The 21122-nt window shown below is 33.0% G+C and carries 16 protein-coding genes; 7 read left to right on the forward strand and 9 right to left on the reverse strand.

Annotation, left to right across the window (positions count from 1 at the left end):
* Positions 1-8 precede the first annotated feature (8 nt).
* The 5 genes from LG295_RS02770 to LG295_RS02790 form a co-directional block, all read right to left on the reverse strand.
* Positions 9-824 carry an ATP phosphoribosyltransferase regulatory subunit gene (locus LG295_RS02770; protein ID WP_107531482.1) on the reverse strand — a complete coding sequence of 272 codons (816 nt, stop codon included), beginning with the start codon at positions 822-824 and terminating at the stop codon, positions 9-11.
* 380 nt (positions 825-1204) lie between these two features.
* Entirely contained in the window at positions 1205-2521 is a 1317-nt protein-coding gene (locus tag LG295_RS02775; RefSeq protein WP_404476349.1) for a D-serine ammonia-lyase, read from the reverse strand.
* A gap of 318 nt (positions 2522-2839) precedes the next feature.
* The gene (locus LG295_RS02780; RefSeq protein WP_318832647.1) at positions 2840-4999 is read right to left on the reverse strand and encodes an RNA degradosome polyphosphate kinase; all 2160 of its coding nucleotides are present in this window, start codon (positions 4997-4999) and stop codon (positions 2840-2842) included.
* A gap of 68 nt (positions 5000-5067) precedes the next feature.
* Positions 5068-6597, reverse strand: coding sequence for an exopolyphosphatase (gene ppx / locus LG295_RS02785; protein ID WP_326019826.1), 1530 nt, complete (start codon positions 6595-6597; stop codon positions 5068-5070).
* 239 nt (positions 6598-6836) lie between these two features.
* A complete protein-coding gene (locus LG295_RS02790) occupies positions 6837-8375 on the reverse strand; it encodes an AbgT family transporter (RefSeq protein ID WP_107531486.1) in 1539 nt (512 codons plus the stop codon).
* A gap of 221 nt (positions 8376-8596) precedes the next feature.
* On the opposite strand from LG295_RS02790, the gene LG295_RS02795 reads away from it, so the two are divergent.
* A complete protein-coding gene (locus LG295_RS02795) occupies positions 8597-9415 on the forward strand; it encodes an SDR family oxidoreductase (protein WP_107531487.1) in 819 nt (272 codons plus the stop codon).
* Between the two features lie 210 nt (positions 9416-9625).
* Here the strand turns inward: LG295_RS02795 and LG295_RS02800 are convergent, their stop codons facing one another.
* Positions 9626-10702, reverse strand: coding sequence for a M42 family metallopeptidase (locus LG295_RS02800; protein WP_107531488.1), 1077 nt, complete (start codon positions 10700-10702; stop codon positions 9626-9628).
* A gap of 199 nt (positions 10703-10901) precedes the next feature.
* Between LG295_RS02800 and LG295_RS02805 the strand changes: the two genes are divergently transcribed.
* Complete coding sequence (locus LG295_RS02805) at positions 10902-11420, forward strand: thioredoxin domain-containing protein (RefSeq protein WP_107531489.1); 519 nt, start codon at positions 10902-10904, stop codon at positions 11418-11420.
* Positions 11421-11477: 57 nt separating this feature from the next.
* Here the strand turns inward: LG295_RS02805 and LG295_RS02810 are convergent, their stop codons facing one another.
* Positions 11478-13061, reverse strand: a complete 1584-nt coding sequence (locus LG295_RS02810) for an FMN-binding glutamate synthase family protein (protein WP_325999381.1) — start codon at positions 13059-13061, stop codon at positions 11478-11480.
* A gap of 190 nt (positions 13062-13251) precedes the next feature.
* Here LG295_RS02810 and LG295_RS02815 point away from each other — a divergent pair, with 190 nt between their 5' ends.
* The 4 genes from LG295_RS02815 to LG295_RS02830 all read left to right on the forward strand — a co-directional run bounded on the left by LG295_RS02815 (position 13252) and on the right by LG295_RS02830 (position 17051).
* A complete protein-coding gene (locus tag LG295_RS02815) occupies positions 13252-14028 on the forward strand; it encodes a type II CAAX endopeptidase family protein (RefSeq protein WP_318832650.1) in 777 nt (258 codons plus the stop codon).
* 102 nt (positions 14029-14130) lie between these two features.
* Positions 14131-14781: an ATP-binding cassette domain-containing protein gene (locus LG295_RS02820; RefSeq protein ID WP_107530049.1), complete on the forward strand. Its 651-nt coding sequence runs from the start codon at positions 14131-14133 to the stop codon at positions 14779-14781.
* Positions 14778-15551, forward strand: a complete 774-nt coding sequence (locus LG295_RS02825; protein ID WP_107530048.1) for an ABC transporter permease — start codon at positions 14778-14780, stop codon at positions 15549-15551. The genes LG295_RS02820 and LG295_RS02825 overlap by 4 nt, the downstream gene beginning before the upstream one ends.
* A gap of 321 nt (positions 15552-15872) precedes the next feature.
* A complete protein-coding gene (locus LG295_RS02830) occupies positions 15873-17051 on the forward strand; it encodes an MFS transporter (RefSeq protein WP_107530047.1) in 1179 nt (392 codons plus the stop codon).
* Positions 17052-17244: 193 nt separating this feature from the next.
* Here the strand turns inward: LG295_RS02830 and LG295_RS02835 are convergent, their stop codons facing one another.
* Together LG295_RS02835 and LG295_RS02840 are read right to left on the reverse strand one after the other, a co-directional pair.
* Complete coding sequence (locus LG295_RS02835; protein WP_107530046.1) at positions 17245-18615, reverse strand: CitMHS family transporter; 1371 nt, start codon at positions 18613-18615, stop codon at positions 17245-17247.
* A gap of 272 nt (positions 18616-18887) precedes the next feature.
* The gene (locus tag LG295_RS02840) at positions 18888-20243 is read right to left on the reverse strand and encodes an APC family permease (protein ID WP_318832651.1); all 1356 of its coding nucleotides are present in this window, start codon (positions 20241-20243) and stop codon (positions 18888-18890) included.
* A gap of 184 nt (positions 20244-20427) precedes the next feature.
* On the opposite strand from LG295_RS02840, the gene LG295_RS02845 reads away from it, so the two are divergent.
* Positions 20428-21024, forward strand: coding sequence for a YdeI family protein (locus LG295_RS02845; protein WP_107530044.1), 597 nt, complete (start codon positions 20428-20430; stop codon positions 21022-21024).
* Positions 21025-21122: the final 98 nt, after the last annotated feature.

The following is a 21122-nucleotide window of genomic DNA, read 5'->3' on the forward strand; positions in this document are numbered from 1 at the left end:
CTCCTTTTTTATAAAATAAATCCGAGTCCAAATCCTTCTAAATCACCTTTGTAAAAACCACCAGTTAGTTGTTGAGATTTATTTTCTTTAAGATGACATCTCATAAATGCACCTTTGTAATATGAACGAGGTGGCTGAGGTGTAATATCTAGATGTATATCACTAATACCAAGTGATTTGAACCACTGCTCCCAACGTCTTAACGCTTGTATAGTACGATGGTCGTGTTGGAAGAGCTGACTTAATAGATCCAGTTGTTCTGTCGTTTTAGTAGTTAATAATTGAACGATTGGATGAGCGATACCAAGTTGTGAAGTAAGCTCTGAAATATTGCGTTCTTGGACGAGTTTTAATACCTCATCAGTTTGTTCTTTAGTAGTTAAAAGTAAGTCAATAAGCTGGTAATGTCCTAAAATAACAAAATCTATCTCATCATTAAGTGAGGTTTTTATAAACTCATAAAAAGTCATAAAGTCTTCTTGCATATCTGTAATGGTAGGGTTGTAGTGTTCTATACCTAATTGAGTATAGACTTCATTATCACGCACAATAGGGCCTGAATAAGCTACATTGCTTAACTGTCGCGGATAATTACTATAATAACGCAATAATTGATCAGTAAAATCATTGCGTAGCGCAAAGATATGATGGTCATGTTGCCAGAAACTACGCTCTGTCATTTGTTGAAGGTCATCTTTTGTAAGTGTTTGCCATGATAGAGATTCTATAAAGCTGAAATCGACAAGTTTAAATCCGGCTTGTTGAAAATGCTTTAAAAAGGCGAGTTCAATTTCTTTGTTTTTAATAAGTGTTGTAGCATTCATAGTATAACCATCCTTTACGTTTACTTTGTTTCTCTACCGAACTAAAGTGAATTGATAAAGAACACTTTAACATAGATGTTTTTGTAATTCAATAAATATTCTGAAAATAATGAATAGAGTTCTTTTTAGCCAACTCAAAATATACACATGATACATTTTAATAAGAAATAAAAGTAAAGTCCGAGACATAAATAGATGTCTCGGACTTATTATGTTGAGTCATCGTTAACTAGGCGAAATAACAAAATGATTTTACCAAAAATGTATTGCTGTCCCACTATACAATTCTAAGTTTTGATAGTAACAAGATTAAATTTAACTAAGCATGTAGTTTATTTTGTTTGAGTGATTTTTGTATATTGTTGTAGCGAAGAGTGAAATTAATATTTATTATTTTCCACTAAGTTCTTGCCATAATCTACGTACTTAAGCATTTCATCTTTAGGCACCATATTACCACCTGTTGCCCAAACAATATGGTTCGCATTTTCTATAGCAATGCCATTATTAATTGCTGTTTGAGTTGCTGATTTTATACCAGCAAAGCCAGAAGCTGCTGAAGGTTCAATGAATATGTGTTCCTTTTGGCTCAAAGTATATAAATATCGATACATTTGCTTATCAGATACAGTACATGCGGCGTAAAGTAAGTTGTTCATTATTTGACCAACGAGGCGAGAGGGGCGTGATACTGCTAAACCGTCAGCATCTGTACGACCATCTAAACCAATATCTGTGACAGCAATTTCATCATGTAGTTGTGTCATCATTCCTAGTAACATGCACGGAGCATGTGTCGGTTCAACAAACACACAATAAACATGCTCTCCCAAAATTTGGTTTAAACCAAAAGCAACACCACCAGGGCCACCGCCAACACCACATGGTAGATATACAAAGAGAGGATGTTCAGCATCAACTTGTATGTTTTGTTCTCTAATTTGTGATTTTAATCTTAAAGCTGCTACGGCATAGCCTAAGAATAAATCGGCTGATCCTTCATCATCTACAAAATGGCAGGTAGGGTCATGTTCTGCTGCTTTCCTACCTTCTGCAACAGCAAATTGATAATCAGATTGATGTTCAATCACTTCTACACCACGGTCGCGCAATAAATCTTTTTTCCATTGGCGCGCGTCACTCGACATATGGACTGTTACACTGAATCCAAGTTTTGCGCTCATAATACCGATACTTAAACCGAGGTTACCTGTTGAACCAACAGCCACATTATATTGACTGAAGAGTGTTTGATACTTTGGTTCAGCTAAAATACTGTAGTCATCACTATAGTTTAAGCCACCTTGCTCTATTGCAATGGTTTCTGCTAATTTCAGTACTTCATAAATCCCTCCACGTGCTTTGATAGAACCAGATATAGCAAGGTGGCTATCGCATTTAAGCCATATTTTTCCTATGTCAGTTTGAAATTCTGATTTCGTTAAAGCGTCTTGCATAAATGGAATATGCTTTAAAGGTGATTCTATTAAACCATCATTTTTCTCGGTTTCAGGAAAAACTATACGAATATAGTTGGTAAACCTATCTAATCTTGCGGCAGCTTCTTCGATATCGTTTATAGTAAAAGGGAATGATCCTGGTTTTTGAAAATTTGGATTTTCCCAGAATAAAGGTGTATAGTCTTGTAACTCATTAATTAAAGGAAACGCTTGTTTAAGTTGATTGAGAGTGGTCATAGTCATCCTCCTACAGTTCGAATTCATTCTCATATATATATTATAGCAAAGTGTTTTTAATCATCGGTGTATATACTCGGATAACATTGATAGGATGGATAAAAAACTTACTTATGATCAAGTATCTGAGAAAACATTGTGAGCCATGTGAGTGAAAATAGTTTCAGTTAACAAATAGAAAAAGAAGCGGCATAGAAATCACGATTTAATTTGATTTCTATACCACTTTTATGAGCTTATCTCGTGAGCAATATCTGCTAATCTAATAAGTAAAACCTTTAGAGACGTGACTTAAAAGCTAAACGATAGGATAGCAATTTATTTTTTAAAAGATTTTCGAATTTTAGTAAACCAACCTTTGCGATTATTGGATGAAATAACTCGAGGTTGTGCAGATTTTTCTTGTAAAGATTGACCAAATTTTATAGCTTCATTCATCAGATAAGCTTGTGAATTTAATGGTGACAAATTATTTTCAATATAGTGGTAATCACCATTTTGATCTTGGTAACGTCCTTTTTGATTATCAGAAAGTTGAAGATTCATATAATTTAACAGACGACTTGCAATCGCCTTATCTTCAACAGGGAATAGAATTTCTACACGCTTAATCATATTTCTCGTCATCGCATCTGCAGAAGAGAGATAAATCTTATCTTCTCCATTGTTATGGAAATAATAAATACGAGAATGTTCTAAAAAGCGTCCGACTATGCTCACTACTTCAATGTTTTCACTGATCCCAGGGACTCCTGGTTTTAAGCAACAGATACCACGAATAATAAGTTGTACTTTGACACCAGCACAAGAAGCTTCGAATAATTTGAGTATAATATCTTTATCGGTTAAAGAATTCATCTTCATAATAATCTTCCCGTTACCGTGTTCTAGATGGGTCTTAATTTCGTTATCTATACGAGCTAAAAAGACATCACGGATATCGAATGGCGCAACAATCAATTTATTATAAACTGGTTTTATTGAATAGCCACTTAGATAATTAAAAAAGTTAATCGCATCTTCGGCAATTTCATTGTTCGTTGTTATAATTCCCATATCAGTATATAGCTTAGCGGTCTTATCATTATAATTTCCAGTTCCTAGATGAACAAAAGAAGTAAGTTTATTATTAATACGTTTAACTACTAGCGAAATTTTACTGTGTGTTTTTAAATGTGTCATACCATAAATAACATGGCAACCCGCGTCTTCTAACATTCTAGCCCAATGAACATTGTTTTCTTCGTCGAAACGCGCTTTTAATTCTACAAGTACGGTAACTTGTTTACCGTTTTCTGCAGCATTTTTCAAGCTATTAATAATAGGTGAGTCTTTGCTCACACGATAAAGTGTTTGTTTAATGGCAATCGTATCAGGATCTTCAGATGCTTCACGTATAAAGTCTACGATAGGCTCGAAAGATTCATAGGGATGGTGGAAAAATATATCTCTTTTTAAGGATAGATCAAAAATATTATTATCACCTAAAGATTGTGGAATTTGTGGGACGTATTTATTATATTTTAAGTGTTTTAATTTATTAGATAAATGTCCGACTAAATCTGAAAGCATAGTTAAATCGAGTGGTCCATCTAAGAAATAAACATCATTGTCATGAACTTCTAATTGATTCATAATCCATACGATATCTTCATGTGTTGCATCTCTGCCATCTACTTCTAAACGTACAGCTGTACCACGTTTACGTTCTTTTAAGAAACGCTCAATTTCAATTAATAAATCTTCTGCACCATCTTCATGGATGGTTAAATCTGCATTTCTTGTAATTCTAAAGGTAAATGTATTTATGACATTAAACCCTGTAAATAAATCATTTATAAAATAAGTGATAATGTCTTCAACCATAATAATGTATTGTTTATCGCCTTCATTCAGTGCATAAAAGCGTGGTATTAATGATGGAATTTGCACAATAGCTGAATTAATTTCATCTGGTGTATCAATGTTTACAAAAATATTTAAACTCTTATTATTTAATTTAGGAAATGGATGGTAAGCATCGATACCTAACGGTGTCAAAGTAGGTAATATACCAACTTTGAATTCTGTTTCAAGTTGTGCTAAGCGTGTTTCAGGTAACTGATGAGGTTTTACGATTTCTACTTGATACTGACGTAAATCATTGATTAATTCGTTATAAACTTCATACTGTAAATCAACGTTCATTTTGTTTTTTATTTTAATCTGATCAAGTTGTTCCTTTGGTGTTAATTGTGCTTTGTTTTCTGGTTTATCATAGCCCATTTTGACTTGATCTTGTAGACCGGCTACCCGTACCATAAAAAATTCATCTAAATTTGAGCTGAATATAGAAACAAAGTTAAGCTGTTCTAATAATGGGTTGTTTTTATCTTGTGCTTCTTGTAACACACGATAGTTAAAATCTAACCAACTTAGCTCTCTATTATTATAATACTGTGGTGAATTTAAATACTTCTCTCCCAAATTTCTATGCATAACTGTTATTACACCTCATTAGTAGTCTTAGATACATATTTTGCTACACTTAATTTATCATAAGAATTTTAAGATTTTGTAAAGATTATAGAAATATTTTCCTTTAAGATTTTATCGATATGTTTCTTTTGTCTATGAGCTTGGTATTCTTCGGCTATAGGCGCGCCATTATAATAAACGTAAAGGGTATAACCACCGTTCTCATGTTTAAGATTTAAGCGCTCAACAGCATTTGTGTGAGAAATATTGAGTGCATTAACGAATTTTATAATGCCTCCTAGATATTGAATGTTATCTAGTTCTTTACCACGAAGCCATTTTGTTTCGTGACTAAAGAATTTTAATAGTGATTTATTTTTAAAACTTGCGAGTAACGCTAATTTGACACGATCTTCATGTTTGAAGCCATCTATCATTGAATTGGCAATTATATAATAGGTATGTGGTGAACTAGAATCCGCATCAATAAATCTACCTAGATAATACAAGTATGCGCCCTCAGCAAATAGAGATTTTTCTGTTTCTGAAACTTCAATTTTATCTAATTTAATTAATTGTTCTAAGAGTGATTGAGCTAATTTTACGCGTTGGTTAGCGCTTGCTTCTTCGATACCGTATTCATTCGCTAAATGATACAAGGCATCAGTTCTAATATTTTTTTTCTTAAATTCTTCGGGGTGTCGTTCGCCAATGACATTCATGGCATATCCTTCACGAAGACCTTTTCGAGAGAATGTAAATTGAGTGGCATCTATTTTATTAAATAGAGTGTTAAAGACTGCTACGGCTGGCAGTATGATATCTACACGGTCTCTACTTAATCCATCAATATCCTTTAAATCCTCGCGTGAACTCTTTTTAATGATTGTATATACTTCTTCAATATTATCTTCAGACATTGTATAGTTGTGTACGCCACCGATAGGGTACGAGTGTTCAGACTGGTGTATACGTGCTACGTTACGAGCAGAACCACCAATACCTACGAGTGCAACTTCTTGATTTTTTATCCATGGTAATTGGTCAAATTGTTTAGATAAGAATTTTTCCATATCTTTAATTGCAGATTTGTCGTTATGATCTTTACCATCAAAAAATTTGCGTTGTAAAGTAACGACACCGAAAGGAAAACTGTGCGATTCTATTAGTGTCTTATCTTTAAAAAGTGTGACTTCTGTTGAGCCGCCACCAATATCAACAGAAACACCATCATTAATGTCAGTAGTATGTGTAATTGCATAAAAACCATAAAATGCTTCTTCTTGATCGTTTATAATTTTAATTTTGATATTTAGTTCTTTTTTTATTTTTTCGAGGATTTTATCTCTATTTGTTGATTGCCTGATTGCTGCAGTAGCTACAGGATGTAATGCATCAACTTCGAATTTATCTGCTACTTTTTTAAAGCTACTTAACGTTTCAGTTAATACTTTAATACCTTCATCGTTCATTGCTAAATCTTCAGTTAAATATTGGCTTAATCTTGCGGGTGTTTTAATATTTAATAATTCATTTAATCCTGTCTTTTTATCAAATTCTAAAATAACCAATCTAATGGTATTTGATCCGATATCAATTAATCCTATGCGTTCCATAATGCCTCCTAAAATATTGATGAGGTAATTTATATTGCTCTATTTTGTTTACCCATTTCTTAAGTTTATATTACATTAAATATAATAATTTGTTACTAATTATTTCCATGCTGCTCAATAGAAATTAATTTAAAATAAATAGTATAAATTACAATGTGCAATATAAAAAAGACAAATCCACTAGTCAGCTATATATATACTGACTGCTGGATTTGTCTATTACGTGTGTAATTTTCAACATATTATTTCATATCTAATGGCCCGCCAGGACCTAATGGCCAACCTAATAAATACCAAATGATCATAAACAATGGCCACACAATACTTAAAACGATGGTATAAGGCATTAGACTTGAAAGTAAAGAACCTAATTTCATATTGTTATCATATTTTTGCGCATAAGATAATAGCAGTGGTAAATAGGGCATCATCGGAGTGATTGGATTACTGATGGAATCACCAATTCTATATAGCATTTGTGTAAACGCAGGATGAAATCCAACAAGCATTAACATTGGTATAAAAATAGGGGCCAAAATTCCCCATTTAGCGGATGCGCTACCTATCAATAAGTTAATGAGTGCGCTCAATAAAATAATGCCTAAGATTAATACAATGCCATTTTGCCCTTGGAGTAATGAAGCCCCTTTAACTGCAACAATAACACCGAGATTACTCCACTCTAAGAATGCTAGTAGTTGCGCTGCAAAGAAAACTATCACAATAAAAGAACCCATCGAACCCATAGAATCAGCTAACATTTTACCTAAGTCTTTAGAGTTATGAAATACTTTCATTTTAATGCCATATACTAAACCAGGTACTAAAAATAAGACTAAAATAATCAAACCGACTCCATTAATAATCGGTGCATCGTTAAGTAAGCTACCTGTTTTAGCATTTCTTAGAAAACTATTTTGTGGTATTGCTAAAATAATGAGTAAAGCAATCATTGCAAAGAAGCTTATGTTTGCCCAAAAAACGGCTTTATTTTCTTCAGGTGTTAATCCTGTATTTTCTTCATCAACTTTAATATCTGAGTTGGATGTATCATATGTTCCGAGTCTAGGAATGACAAATCGCATTGTTACCCAATATACAGCTGGTAGTAAAACGATAATACTAGCTGCTATAAAGTACCAATTCATTGCGACATTTACATGTACATTATCAGAAACGATTTTTGCTGCAGGTTCTGTAAAAGCATAAAGTAAAGCATCAGACATACCAATCATGACATTAGCTGAGAAACCACCAAGTGCTGACGCATAAGCCATAGCTAATCCAGCAATAGGGTGATAGCCTAATTTGATAAACACCATGGCAGTAAGTGGTGGTAACACGATAGTAGCGGCATCACCAGCAGCATTACCTAAGATACCGACTAATATAATTACAGGAATTATAATTTTCTTTGGTGCTTTATGTACTACTTGTATCATCAATTTATCAAAATAACCTGTTTTTTCCGATACACCAATACCAAGCATGACTGCTAATACAAGACCTAGTGCAGGGAATTCAGAAAAATTCTTAACGGCATCATTCAATATCATTGATAAGCCATCACTACTTAAAATACTTTTAATTGCTATGGTGTCACCTGTGCCAGGATGTTTAACTGTGATAGGGAAAAATGAAATTATCCAAGTTAATACTGCGAGACCTAAGCACATTAAGAAAAATAAAATACTAGGATCAGGTAATCTGTTCCCAACTTTCTCTACTATGTTTAAAAATCTATTGATAAGCGTTGGTTTTTCTTTTGAATTTAATGACATGAGCCTTACCTCCCAATTAACTTGTCGAAAGTATAACAAATTAAAGTTAATAATTAAATGAAAATTTTGACAACTTAGAGATTGAATAATTTCAATTGTTGTAAACGTTTTTATATAAAAGAACTAATAAATGAAGTTTTGTAAGTAATTAAAAAAGGAAGTATATCATTGAGATGTGTTAAGAAGGAAAGTCAATTTTAGAAAAGGAGTCGTGAGTAATCATGGGAAGATTAGAAGATAAAGTAGCTATATTAACAGGTGTCAGTACAGGTATTGGTGCCGCTACCGCACATGTTTTAGCTAAAGAGGGCGCTCATGTTATAGCGGTAGATATCTCAGAAAGAGTACATGATACGGTTAAAGAAATTAATAATGCAGGGTATAAAGCCTCAGGTTATACTGTTGATATTTCGGATGAACATGCAGTAGAACGGTTTGCAGAAGCTATTAAAGAAAAATGCTCAACAATCGATGTACTTTTTAATAATGCGGGTGTTGATCATGCTGCTGGTAGGATACATGAATATCCTGTAGAAGTCTTCGATAAGATAATGGGCGTCGATCTTAGAGGGACGTTTTTAATGACTAAGTTTTTCTTACCATTAATGATGGATGAAGGCGGTTCTATTATTAACACGGCGTCATTCTCAGGTTTAGCAGCAGATTTAAATCGTTCAGGCTATAATGCGGCAAAAGGTGGCGTAATCAATTTTACACGTTCCACTGCTATAGAATACGGGAGAGAAAATATTAGAGCGAATGCGATTGCACCAGGTACTATTGAAACGCCACTTGTCGATAAATTGACCGGGACTGCTGATGAAGCATCTGGTAAAACATTTAGAGAAAATCAAAAATGGGTTACACCTTTAGGTAGATTAGGAACACCTGAAGAAATTGGGAAACTTGTTGCGTTCCTAGCTTCAGACGACAGTTCATTTATTACTGGCGAGACGATTACTATTGATGGTGGTGTAATGGCTTATACATGGCCTGGTGAAATGTTAAGTGACGATAGCTGGAAAAATACGACTAAATAAAATAAGCAATCTATAATAATGAATAAAATAATTATATAAAATAGCGAGGCTGAGACAATTACTTTGTCTCAGCCTCACTGTTTAAGCACATATTGGTCATAGATTAAAGTACCGATGATATGCTAATTGTATGGTGTCTTTTTACATAGTGTATAATCATTAACATATAAAAATTACTTTAATAAAATAATTCAAGTTATGTTAGAAAGATTACCAAATAATTTCTTCTACGACGTCATCATTTAAAGATTTAACAATTTCAGCTATCAGTGCAACTGAATTCTTGTAATCATCTGTGTGTAGTACAGATACATTTGAATGCATATAACGTAATGCGACACCGATAGAAACAGTTGGTATGCCTTCATTCGCAACATGTATGCTACCAGCATCAGTCCCGCCACCAGCTGTAGTATCTAATTGAATAGAAATGTTGTGTTTCTTAGCTACCTCTTTAATATGTTTAGTAAAGCCAACATGCCCGATATTAGAAGCATCCATAATAATGACAACAGGTCCATTACCAATAGCTGTATCACTAACTTGTCCAGACATTCCTGGTGTATCATATGCAATTGCAACGTCAACAGCAATTGCTAAGTCAGGTTTGATTTTATTAGCAGCAACTTTAGCACCACGTAGCCCAACTTCTTCTTGAACATTTGCACCAGCGACTAAATTGACATCGATGGTATCATTTTTTAATTGTTGTAATACATCAACGGCAAGTGCGCATCCATAGCGATTATCAAAAGCTTTTGCAGTTAAATATTTGTTGTTTGCTAATGTTTCAAATTCACTATATGGCGTAATCATATTTCCAATTTCAATACCGAATTGCTCGGCTTCTTTTTTACTTTTAACACCAATATCTATAAACATTTCTTTCATATCAATCGTTTTTTTACGCTCTTCAGGTGATAGTACGTGTGGTGGTTTAGAACCGATAATTCCTCTTATTTTCTTACCTTTGTCTGTTGTGACAGTAACTTTTTGTGACAACATGACTTGATTCCACCAACCTCCAATTGGAGTGAATTTTAAAAATCCATCATTATCAATTTTAGTAACGATGAAACCAATCTCATCTAAATGCCCAGCAACCATCAATGTTTTGTCACCATTTGTTGCGGATTTTTTACCAAAAATACCACCGAGGTTGTCTTCTACAATTTCATCACTAACAGGTTTTAAATAATCATGCATTAAAGCTTTCACTTTCATTTCATGGCCTGCGATGCCGTCGACATCAGTTAAAGATTTTAATAGTTCTACTGATTGATTCATATTAACCCTCCCAAGTTTGATTTATAGATATATTTTACCATTTTAAGATTAATACCATATAGTCATTTGATTTAAATAAAAATTGATAAGAACGATATAAATCTAAAAATAAATCTTACTAATTCACTAAGACTAAAAGTGTGCAATAACCAAACAATCGTGTTTCAATAAATATATTAGATAAAATGGAGGGGTTAAAATGACAAAAGTTAATTATCTTACATTGGGTTCAAATAAAGCGCCAATTCAAGTCGAATCTTTTATTAATTTTGCATGTCCATATTGTAAGAACTATTTTAGAGCTGCAGACAAGGCGCTAAAACCATTTATTGAGGCAGGTAAAGTGCAACATGTAATCAAACATTTTGATAAAACTAAGCAAGCTTTATTAAAAGGAACGGTTGCAAATATACATTTAGATTATCAAAAAGTTAATGAAACGATAGAAGTTATACGCGATTTATACGATACGCAAGATGAATGGAAGAAGAGCTTTACTGCAATTGAAGAAAAAATGACACAAACATTTAACTTAACGCCTAACAAAGAAGCGGATGAACGTTCACTAGCAATTAATGAAGAAACATTTAAACGTGGTATTAAAGGCATTCCAACAGTATTTATTAATGAAGTTCAATTTGAGTTCAACCCATTACAAGATAAACAAAGTGAAATAGAAACATTGATTACTGACAAAATAAACCAATTAAGTAGATAAAATAAAAAGCACTATGGCAACAATATTGAATGATTGTCATAGTGATTTTTTGATTTTCTATACGTGTTCTATCAATTTTAATTTATAGTCTTGGATTGATTGAATACTACCATCTTTATTTTTAATAATAATATGCTCTTTAGAAATTTGTGTAGGTGATTCAACGCCAACTGCAGCTGCGATATTAAATAAACCTTCATGCAAACTTGTTACAAAATTAGTGACACGGTATTTTTTCTCATCAATAATTAGGCCTTTTTCTCTTTTGGGATCTGTTGTGGCAACACCTACTGGACAAGTGTTCATATGACATTGTTGACTCATAATACAACCTACACTAATCATCATGCCACGAGCTATGTTGATCAAATCTGCACCTAAACCAAGTGCAATCGCAATCTTGTCAGGTGTGATGAGTTTGCCTGAAGCAAATATTTTAATACGATCTCGAATGCCATACTTTTCTAATAAAGAAGTAAGTATAGGCAGTGCTGTGAAAAGAGGTAAACCTACACCATCTTCTAATTCTTGGAAAGTTGCACCAGTTCCACCTTCTCCTCCATCTATTGTTATAAAGTTTGGATATTGTTGTGTATCAACCATTGTGCGCACCAGATCTTCTACCTCTGAGACTTTACTGATGACTATTTTAAAGCCAACAGGTTTTTGACCCAGTTGCTGTAATTGATGTACCCAAGAAAGTAATGCAGTTGGATTATTGATTTGCTCAAAACGATTAGGTGAATTTATCGTTTTCCATGGCTCAACTTTACGAATTTCTGCAATTTCTTCAGTGACTTTATTGCCTTGCATATGGCCGCCCCTTGTTTTAGCGCCTTGAGCTAGTTTGATTTCAAAAGCTTTAATACGAGGATGTTGTGATAAATGTGTAAAGGCGTCTGTATCAAAATTACCTTGTTTATCACGTACTCCGAATAGACCAGGTCCGATTTGAAAAATAATATCTACATCACCAGACAGATGGTGTTTTGATAGTCCACCTTCACCAGTATTCATCCATGTACCAGCTTGTCCTAAACCTTTAGAAAGGGCAGTAATAGCATGACTACCTAATGCACCGTAACTCATACCAGATTGACCAACCAAACGTTTAAGTTTGAAAGGTTGTTCAAGCTCCGGTCCGAGTATAATTTGATTGTCGTCTGATAAATAGTAAGGGTCAATTTCTGTTTTTATTCTATGCTCGTCACGATTAAATAGACGCTCATTATCTATCTGATAAATAAAAGAAGATATCATAGGTGATTGGTCGATGTGTAATTCTGATGATTGTAATGGAAACATAGTGTTTTGTATATAAAAGCCATCTTCATAATCTCTTTGAGTACCAAAACTTGTCATTCTGGAATTATATTTGCCTGCTACAACGATATGAGTGAAATCATTTCTAGAAAAAGGTTTACCTTTAGTATCTGCTAAAAAGAGATATTGACGTAATTCCGGGCCTATTTTCTCACCAAAATAACGTATTCTAGCTAATAAAGGATAATTGCGTAATACGCTATGTTGTTTTTGACGCTTATCTTTAAATAGTAATAGTGCACCGATAATAAGACCACTTATTAGAAATAAAACAATGATTATATTAACAATAAACTGTAGTACGGTTAATATTGTCATAAAGTATCCCCCCATTTAACTATATGTTACAACAAAATGATCATTTTACAATAAAATGACTTGAAAAAGAAAAAGTTACTTAATATTAAAGTTCTAAACAATGAAATACTATGAAAAATTTTATAAAACATATATAAGTAATTTTATTCATGATATATTTACAATACATAAATATAAAGGAAGATGTCTTATGGATGACGAATCAATGCTAAAAAGAACGAAACTATTTCAAGAAAACAACAAATGGCAAAGTAAGCATATTGTGAAAAGAGATTTCTGGCTTATTCCTTTTTATATACTCTTCAATCAAGTTGTACCTTTAATTATCTTGGCTGTAATATTTGGAGTTTTCTTTTTATTTAATATTAAAAGTGAAGTAGTAGGTAATGATTACAAGATTATAAGTACAGTAATCTCGGAAATTATTATTTTGCTAAGTTTTTATTTAATACATAAGAATCATCGATTATTACCGATTGCGATAGAGCGATTTAAGAAAGGTCAAAACTATATATTAGTCATTTTGATGACTTATATAGTTTCATTAGTATTAATTACTGGATATGAATGGATGACAGATTTTTTGCCTAAATCTCTTCAATATGGAGAAACTCAGAATCAAATGTTACTAGAAGAATTGTTTGAAAATAATTGGATGCTACCATTGCTGTTTATAGATATCGTCATTTTAACCTCTTTTATTGAAGAATTATTATTTAGACACTTAATTATTCATGAATTAGGTAAAAAAATCACCTATGGTTTTGCTACAGTTCTGTCAGTGATTCTTTTCGCAAGTGTACATGTTATGGGTGCTACGTCGCCTTTTGAAATAGGAAGTTATATTATAATTGGTGCAAGTCTAGCCTTTGTTTATCTCAAAAGTGGTATGAATTTAGCTGTTTCTATCACATTGCATAGTTTAAATAATTTTATATCATTTATAACAATTGTTATTTTGAAATAACTTTTAAGAATGTGTTGTTAAGTTATATTTTCTAGAAAATAGTTATTTACATCATGTGTTAGGGAATAATGATGAGTAAAGCAAATATTAGGAGGACGAAGCATGTTAGAACTGAAAAATGTTTCATATCATGTTGATAACCGTGACATCATCAACAATATTTCTTTGAAAATTGAGCAAGGGGATACGATTGCGATTGTAGGACCTTCAGGAAGCGGGAAAAGTACATTAATGCGATTGATTAATAATTTAATTAGTCCGACAGAAGGTGAAATATATTTAAATGGTAAACCTTACGAAGAGATTGATCCAGAAACGTTGCGTATGAAAATTAGTTATCTATTACAAGAGAGTGACTTGTTTGATAGAACTATAGGAGAGAATTTAGCTTTTCCAGCAGAAGTGCGTAATGATAAATTTGACCGCAAAAGAGCCAAATATTTATTAAAGTCCGTTGGTTTGGGTCATTACAATTTCAATACAAGGATAGATCATTTATCCGGTGGTGAAAGACAGAGAATAACCATAGCAAGGCAGTTAATGTATAAACCACAGATGTTATTATTAGATGAAGCGACTAGTGCACTTGACGAGAAAAATAGTGAAAAAATTGAAAAACTAATTTTTAATATGGCCCAAGAAGGTGTCTCTATTTTGTGGATTACTCATAGTAATGAACAAAGTAGTAGGCACTTTAAGAAAAGAATTAAAGTCGTTGAAGGTCGAATTGCACAGGAGGATGATTTATCATGAGTACAACTGCGTTAGCATTAACCGGTCTTCTATTGCTATTTCCTATTATCGTCTCTTATAAAGAAAAATTACATATAATTAAAGATTTATTAATTGCTACATTACGTGCAGTGGTCCAACTTGTTATATTGGGGTATCTCTTACATTTTATTTTTGGAGTAAACCAAAAGTGGCTACTGCTTACATTTGTATTAATAATTATTATAAATGCTTCTTGGAATACAATAAGTAGGGCTTCGTCAGTCATGCATCATGTGTTTTGGATTTCATTTATAGCTATATTCGTTGGTGTTGCCTTGCCATTAGTTGGCGTAATCTTAACTGGTGCGATACAGTTTAAACCGAATGAAGTTATACCGATAGCAGGAATGTTGGGAAGTAATGGGCTGATAGCCATCAATTTAGCCTATCAAAATTTAGATAAAGAGTTTGTAAAAGAAATGAGTCAAATAGAAGCTAAATTGGCTTTAGGTGCTAACCCTAAATTATCCTCTAAGGCAACGATTAGAAACAGTATTAAAACAGCTATTGTACCTACGATTGATTCTGTTAAAACATATGGTATTGTCTCTATACCTGGTATGATGACTGGTTTGATACTAGGCGGTGTTGCGCCCTTAGAGGCAGTGAAGTTTCAGTTGATGGTTGTATTTATCCATACAACTGCGACGATTATGTCAGCTTTAATTGCGACTTACTTAAGCTATAAACAATTCTTTAATCACCGAGATCAACTGATTGGACGCCATATGCATACAAAAGAAAGATAATATATAACAGTGTTAAAATAGTCTATTTGATTATTACTAAAATTACTTTTCCAAAAATATAATGGTGTACGCAAATTAAAGGTGTGTTTATCATACTTATAGTTGAGACGGAATACCAACAAAGCTAAGTGTTTTGTTGGTATTTTTTAGCGCTTCTTTATAGGTACTTAAATTTAACAATCCAAAGACGAATGGATTTCTTAACTTCTTACTACATAGGGATAACCATTATTATTTTAAAATGTTCAAACGTGTTGACGAATGGTTTATAATATAATGGTTATGTAAAAATAAAAATTTATAAAAGGGAGGAGCGAATCTATGTCAGTGATGAGAATTGCAACATTTATTTTAAGTATATTTATAGTAGGTATGGTTGAAATGATGGTTGCTGGTATTATGAATTTAATGAGTAATGATTTACATGTCTCAGAAGCGATAGTGGGCCAGTTAGTAACTCTATATGCGATTACGTTTGCTATAGCTGGTCCAATATTAGTGAAATTAACTAATCGCTTTTCACCGAGACCAGTCTTATTATGGGCATTAGCAACTTTTATTATAGGGAACGTAATTATTGCTATGGCGCCTAATTTTTCAATCTTGGTGATTGGACGTATTTTATCATCTGCTGCGGCAGCGTTAATCGTGGTTAAAATATTAGCGTTAACGGCCTTATTAACAGCGCCACAACACCGTGGGAAAATGATTGGTATTGTATATTCAGGATTTAGTGGTGCTAATGTGTTTGGTGTACCTATTGGGACAATTATAGGTGACTTAGTAGGGTGGAGATATACATTCTTATTTATCGTAGCAGTTAGCGTGCTAGTGGGTATACTAATGTACTTTTATGTACCACAGCCACAATTTGAAACGCCTAAAACAGGTACAGAAACAACGCAACGTATAAGTAGTTATTCTAAAATATTAAGACCGGCAGAAATTGTAAAATATTTGAGTATAACGTTTTTACTACTCGTTGCCAATTCAGTGACATTTATTTATATTAATCCATTGATGCTGAAAAGTGGCCATGATTTATCATTTGTGTCTATCGCATTGTTGATTAACGGTGTAGCGGGTGTAATAGGTACATCAATGGGAGGTTTCTTATCAGATAAACTCACAAGTAAACGTTGGTTAACGATTGCGACAACCATTTTTATCATTATGATGTTAATCTTAAATGTTTTCTTACCGGGCACAGGTCTATTATTGATGGTTATCTTTATATGGAATATCATGCAGTGGAGTACCAATCCTGCTGTACAAAGTGGCATCATCGAACATGTTGAGGGTGATACGAGCCAAGTTATGAGTTGGAACATGTCTAGTTTAAACGCAGGCATCGGTATTGGTGGTATAGTGGGTGGTTTAGTTGTTTCAAAAGTAGATGTCTTTGCAACAACTTACTTTAGTGCTGCGATTGCCTTATTAGCCTTTATATTAATCATTAGTTTAAAAAATGTCGCGAAATTTAATAAAGCTCAGACGTAAAGTTTATATATGATAATGTGCAAAAATGAGTTGCGAATATAGCTAATGAGTCATCATAAAAATCGATGAAATTGATTAAATAAAATAGTTTACAGATAAATAATGGGGACAGCTATCCGAACTACTAAATAAAATTTAGTATCGGATAGTTGTCCCCATTTTAAGTTTGAAAGTTAAAATTTATATAAGTAATTTAGACTGCTACTACGCCGATTAATACAGCGATAATCAACATGATAATAGCAAATCCCCATATCCAGAAAAAGGCATATTTTATATATGTCCCCATATTTGCCTCTGCAAGGCCAATTGCTAACCACAAGGCTGGCGAGAATGGACTAACAAAGGTTCCAATAATATTACCTATTAGCATTGCATATGCTGTAGAAATCGAAGGAACACCAAATTGACTCGCAGTTTGTTCTACGATTGGAAGTACGGCAAAATAATAAGCATCCGTACTCGTAAGTAAATCAAGTGGCACACCAAAGATACCCACGATGATATGTAAGTAAGGTCCGACTGCGTCTGGAATAATTGTTATGAAGTTGACGGCAATAGCTTCTAACATACCTGTCTCATTTAAAACACCTAAGAACATACCTGCTGCTATAATTACGGCAGCCATCATTAATGCATTAGGTGCATGTGCTTTTAAGCGGCTCATTTGCTCATCTACATTTGGGAAATTAATAACCAATGCGATTGCAACGCCAATCAAGAAAGCAAACTCTGGTGGTGCGATATTAGTTAACATCATAACGATTACAATAATCGTTAGTATTCCATTTATCCATATAATCCAAGGTTTATCAACTGCAGTACCACGTACTGGGAATTTTACAGCTTGATCTTTTTCATAATTATCTACAATTTTATGAATATCTAGATGTTGCGTATCAGGTACTTCCCCATTATTAATCTTTTTACTAATACGTGATTTTTCTTTAATACCTAAATATACTGAGAATAATAATACAAGCGCAAATCCGATTAACTGAACAGGAATAACGCCATACCATAGTTCGTTAACATTTTTGACATTTAATACTGAAGCTGTACGAGCCATTGGCCCTCCCCAAGGAACCATATTCATTATAGCTGCACTTAGTGCTAATAAAAGTAGTAATAAATAGCGATTCATATTTAAAGCTTTATAAAGTGGTAATAACGCAGGAATAGATAATAAAAAAGTTGTTGCTCCAGCACCATCAAGTTGTGCGAAGATACCTATTAAAGCAGTAACGATACAGACTACTATGACATTACCTCTAGTGAGTAATATCAACCTTTTTACAAGTGGCTTGAACATACCGCTGTCACTCATAATACCAAAGAATATAATAGCGAAAATAAACATAATAACAACGTTTATAACTTGATCCAATCCACTATTGAAAAATTTTACTAAATCCCCAACATTGTATCCTAAAAGTAATGCACCAATACTCGGTATTAAAATCATACCAACTACAGGACTAATACGTTGCGCAATTAATAAGCCTACAATGGAAATAATAATCACTAGGCCTACAATTGTTAACCAAATACTTTCTTGTTGCATTTTACTTCCCCCTTAAGTTAAAGCGCTTACAAAAAATTGATCATCATTTGATTAAATTGTAATGATTATAGATAATTGTAACAAAGTTGAATATTGTTAAGTGATTATTATTGTATTATTTCATATTAATTTACTTATATTAAATAATAAGTAAAACAAATAGACGGAAGGAAATTATAGCTTTTTAAATGTATAACAAAGAAAAAGAAACAGGTTAGGAACCATAATAGAATACTATGATTTCTAACCTGCTTCCTGCCAAAGATAATTCGTTAATTTGCTTTTTCTGAAAGTTGAGTTGAATTTATGCGTATATCATCTATATTTAAATTAGCTTTAGTATGTGAAACTTGTGCTATAGCGGCTGAAATTAGAATATATATTAAAGTACCTATCATATAACCAATTTTCAAATCAGATATTAATAAATAAGACTGATATAGTAAAACAACTATAGCAGTAATTGCTATAACGATTAGTACAGGATAGGGCACTTTAAAAGGTGATTGTTTATAGGCTTCAGGATATTTTTTGGGTAATTGTGTTACTGCTAATGCAGGAAATGCAAATACTATTAATGATATGCCTGTACCTAATTGAGCAACAACATTTAGTGACATCCCCGTAACGATAGGAAGTGCGCCAATAATATAAAAAATAAGTAGCAACCAATGTGGTGTGCCAAACCGCTTGTTTACGTGCCCTAAGGCTTTAGGCAAATAACCATCATGAATTGCGATTAATAAACTTTTAGTTACCCATGTGAAAGTTGAATTAAGTGTTGTAGCTAAAGCAAACATTGCCCCTCCAATCATAAAGAAAATAAAAATAGGGGTAGGCAGTATTTCTTTTGCTACGCTTGTTAAAGGTCTGCCTGCTACTTCGGGAATCGGTAAAACGCCAACTGCAATTGATGCAATAAAGGCATATAATATACCAACAAAAATAGTAGCTACAATTATAACGATTGGTATATCTCTTTTTGGATTTTTCATTTCTCCACCTAATTCAGCAACAACTTGCGCGCCACCAGTAGCAAAAGAAACTAAACCGACTGCAGTGAAGAATCCTGTAAATCCATCTGGCCACATTGAGCTTGAATTAAATACGCCAAAATTAACATGTGGCATACCGAAGATGATGAAACAAGATAGAGCTATAATTAAAGTGATTACCATCAAATTTCCTATAATGGATGCAGACTTTATGCCAACGATATTCACGATAAATAAAATCGTTAACAATAAGAAGGCGACAGTTCTAACAGGTACACCAGGAAAAAGCCCTTCTAAATATTGCGCAAACGACAGCGCATATAAGGACAAGGTGATTTGTAAAAACATAAACAACATTAGCCAAAATATACCTGTTTTAGGGGACAATAAACGACTAGTATATTGATACATACCTCCAGTAGTAGGTAATGTTGAACCTAATATTGCTATTGGAAACATGGTCAGTAACGTGATAACAGCAGATAAAATAAATGCTGGTGTTATACCACTACCTGTCATTTGTATACCAATACCAGTTAATGACATGACACCAGCTCCGATAATTTGACCAATCGCAATTCCCAAAACATCTGTAAAACCTAACACTTTTTTTAAATTTGTTGCTTGTTGCATTCAATCACCTCTATATATGATGTAGTTGTAAAAATAATAAAAAAATCATAACATAATTTGCACTTAATTCATAGTAGATCAATCGGAAAACTTGGTTTAAAAAGAAAATGATCCATCATAGCGGAAGTAGAGTGCTTTATAGTAGAATAAAAATAAATAGAAAATATAATGAGGTGCAATTGTTATGACAAATCAACAAAATCATATAAAAGTAGATGCATTTATTGATGGATTAAAACAGTGGCAAGATGAATTTAAATTGATGCGTGAAATTATTACAGAAACTGAATTAGTTGAAGATTATAAATGGATGCATCCTTGTTATACATTAGATAATAAAAACGTAGTGATTGTACAAGACTTCAAGCACTATTGTGCCCTGTTATTTGAAAAAGGTGCTATTATGGAAGATCCTTATCACACATTGATTCAACAAACTAAAAATGTACAAGCAGCTAGACAATTACGCTTTGAAAGTCTAGAAGAAATAGAAATACGTAGAGAAGAAATTAAATGGTATATTGAAGAAGCCATAAGAATTGAAAAATCAGGCAAAAAAGTACCTATGAAAGAAACAGAAGACTACGAAATGCCAGTAGAATTACAAGCGAAATTAGATGAAATGCCAGAACTGAAAAAAGCATTTAATCAATTAACTCCTGGTAGACAAAGACAATATATGTACTTCATAGGACAGGCTAAAAGGGCTTCGACACGTGAGAAGCGCGTGTTGAAATATATAGATCATATTTTAAATGGGAAAGGCATGAATGATAAATAATTCTCAAAGTGTATAAAGTGCTTAGGCTGGGGCTTGAATTTAAGGTCTCGGCCTTTAATTATCTTTATGATGCCATACGTCATGGTTGCGTATATATC

It is taken from the genome of Staphylococcus pseudoxylosus, assembly GCF_044794325.1.
Lineage (GTDB): Bacteria > Bacillota > Bacilli > Staphylococcales > Staphylococcaceae > Staphylococcus > Staphylococcus pseudoxylosus.

What these genes read in the sequence shown, in the direction of transcription:
- LG295_RS02770 (WP_107531482.1), bottom strand. Translation starts at nt 824, where the DNA reads ATGAATGCTACAACACTTATTAAAAACAAAGAAATTGAACTCGCCTTT.
- LG295_RS02805 (WP_107531489.1), top strand. Translation starts at nt 10,902, where the DNA reads ATGACAAAAGTTAATTATCTTACATTGGGTTCAAATAAAGCGCCAATT.
- LG295_RS02830 (WP_107530047.1), top strand. Translation starts at nt 15,873, where the DNA reads ATGTCAGTGATGAGAATTGCAACATTTATTTTAAGTATATTTATAGTA.
- LG295_RS02780 (WP_318832647.1), bottom strand. Translation starts at nt 4,999, where the DNA reads ATGCATAGAAATTTGGGAGAGAAGTATTTAAATTCACCACAGTATTAT.
- LG295_RS02775 (WP_404476349.1), bottom strand. Translation starts at nt 2,521, where the DNA reads ATGACCACTCTCAATCAACTTAAACAAGCGTTTCCTTTAATTAATGAG.
- LG295_RS02825 (WP_107530048.1), top strand. Translation starts at nt 14,778, where the DNA reads ATGAGTACAACTGCGTTAGCATTAACCGGTCTTCTATTGCTATTTCCT.
- LG295_RS02800 (WP_107531488.1), bottom strand. Translation starts at nt 10,702, where the DNA reads ATGAATCAATCAGTAGAACTATTAAAATCTTTAACTGATGTCGACGGC.
- LG295_RS02810 (WP_325999381.1), bottom strand. Translation starts at nt 13,061, where the DNA reads ATGACAATATTAACCGTACTACAGTTTATTGTTAATATAATCATTGTT.
- LG295_RS02815 (WP_318832650.1), top strand. Translation starts at nt 13,252, where the DNA reads ATGGATGACGAATCAATGCTAAAAAGAACGAAACTATTTCAAGAAAAC.
- LG295_RS02820 (WP_107530049.1), top strand. Translation starts at nt 14,131, where the DNA reads ATGTTAGAACTGAAAAATGTTTCATATCATGTTGATAACCGTGACATC.
- LG295_RS02840 (WP_318832651.1), bottom strand. Translation starts at nt 20,243, where the DNA reads ATGCAACAAGCAACAAATTTAAAAAAAGTGTTAGGTTTTACAGATGTT.
- LG295_RS02790 (WP_107531486.1), bottom strand. Translation starts at nt 8,375, where the DNA reads ATGTCATTAAATTCAAAAGAAAAACCAACGCTTATCAATAGATTTTTA.
- LG295_RS02795 (WP_107531487.1), top strand. Translation starts at nt 8,597, where the DNA reads ATGGGAAGATTAGAAGATAAAGTAGCTATATTAACAGGTGTCAGTACA.
- LG295_RS02845 (WP_107530044.1), top strand. Translation starts at nt 20,428, where the DNA reads ATGACAAATCAACAAAATCATATAAAAGTAGATGCATTTATTGATGGA.
- LG295_RS02835 (WP_107530046.1), bottom strand. Translation starts at nt 18,615, where the DNA reads ATGCAACAAGAAAGTATTTGGTTAACAATTGTAGGCCTAGTGATTATT.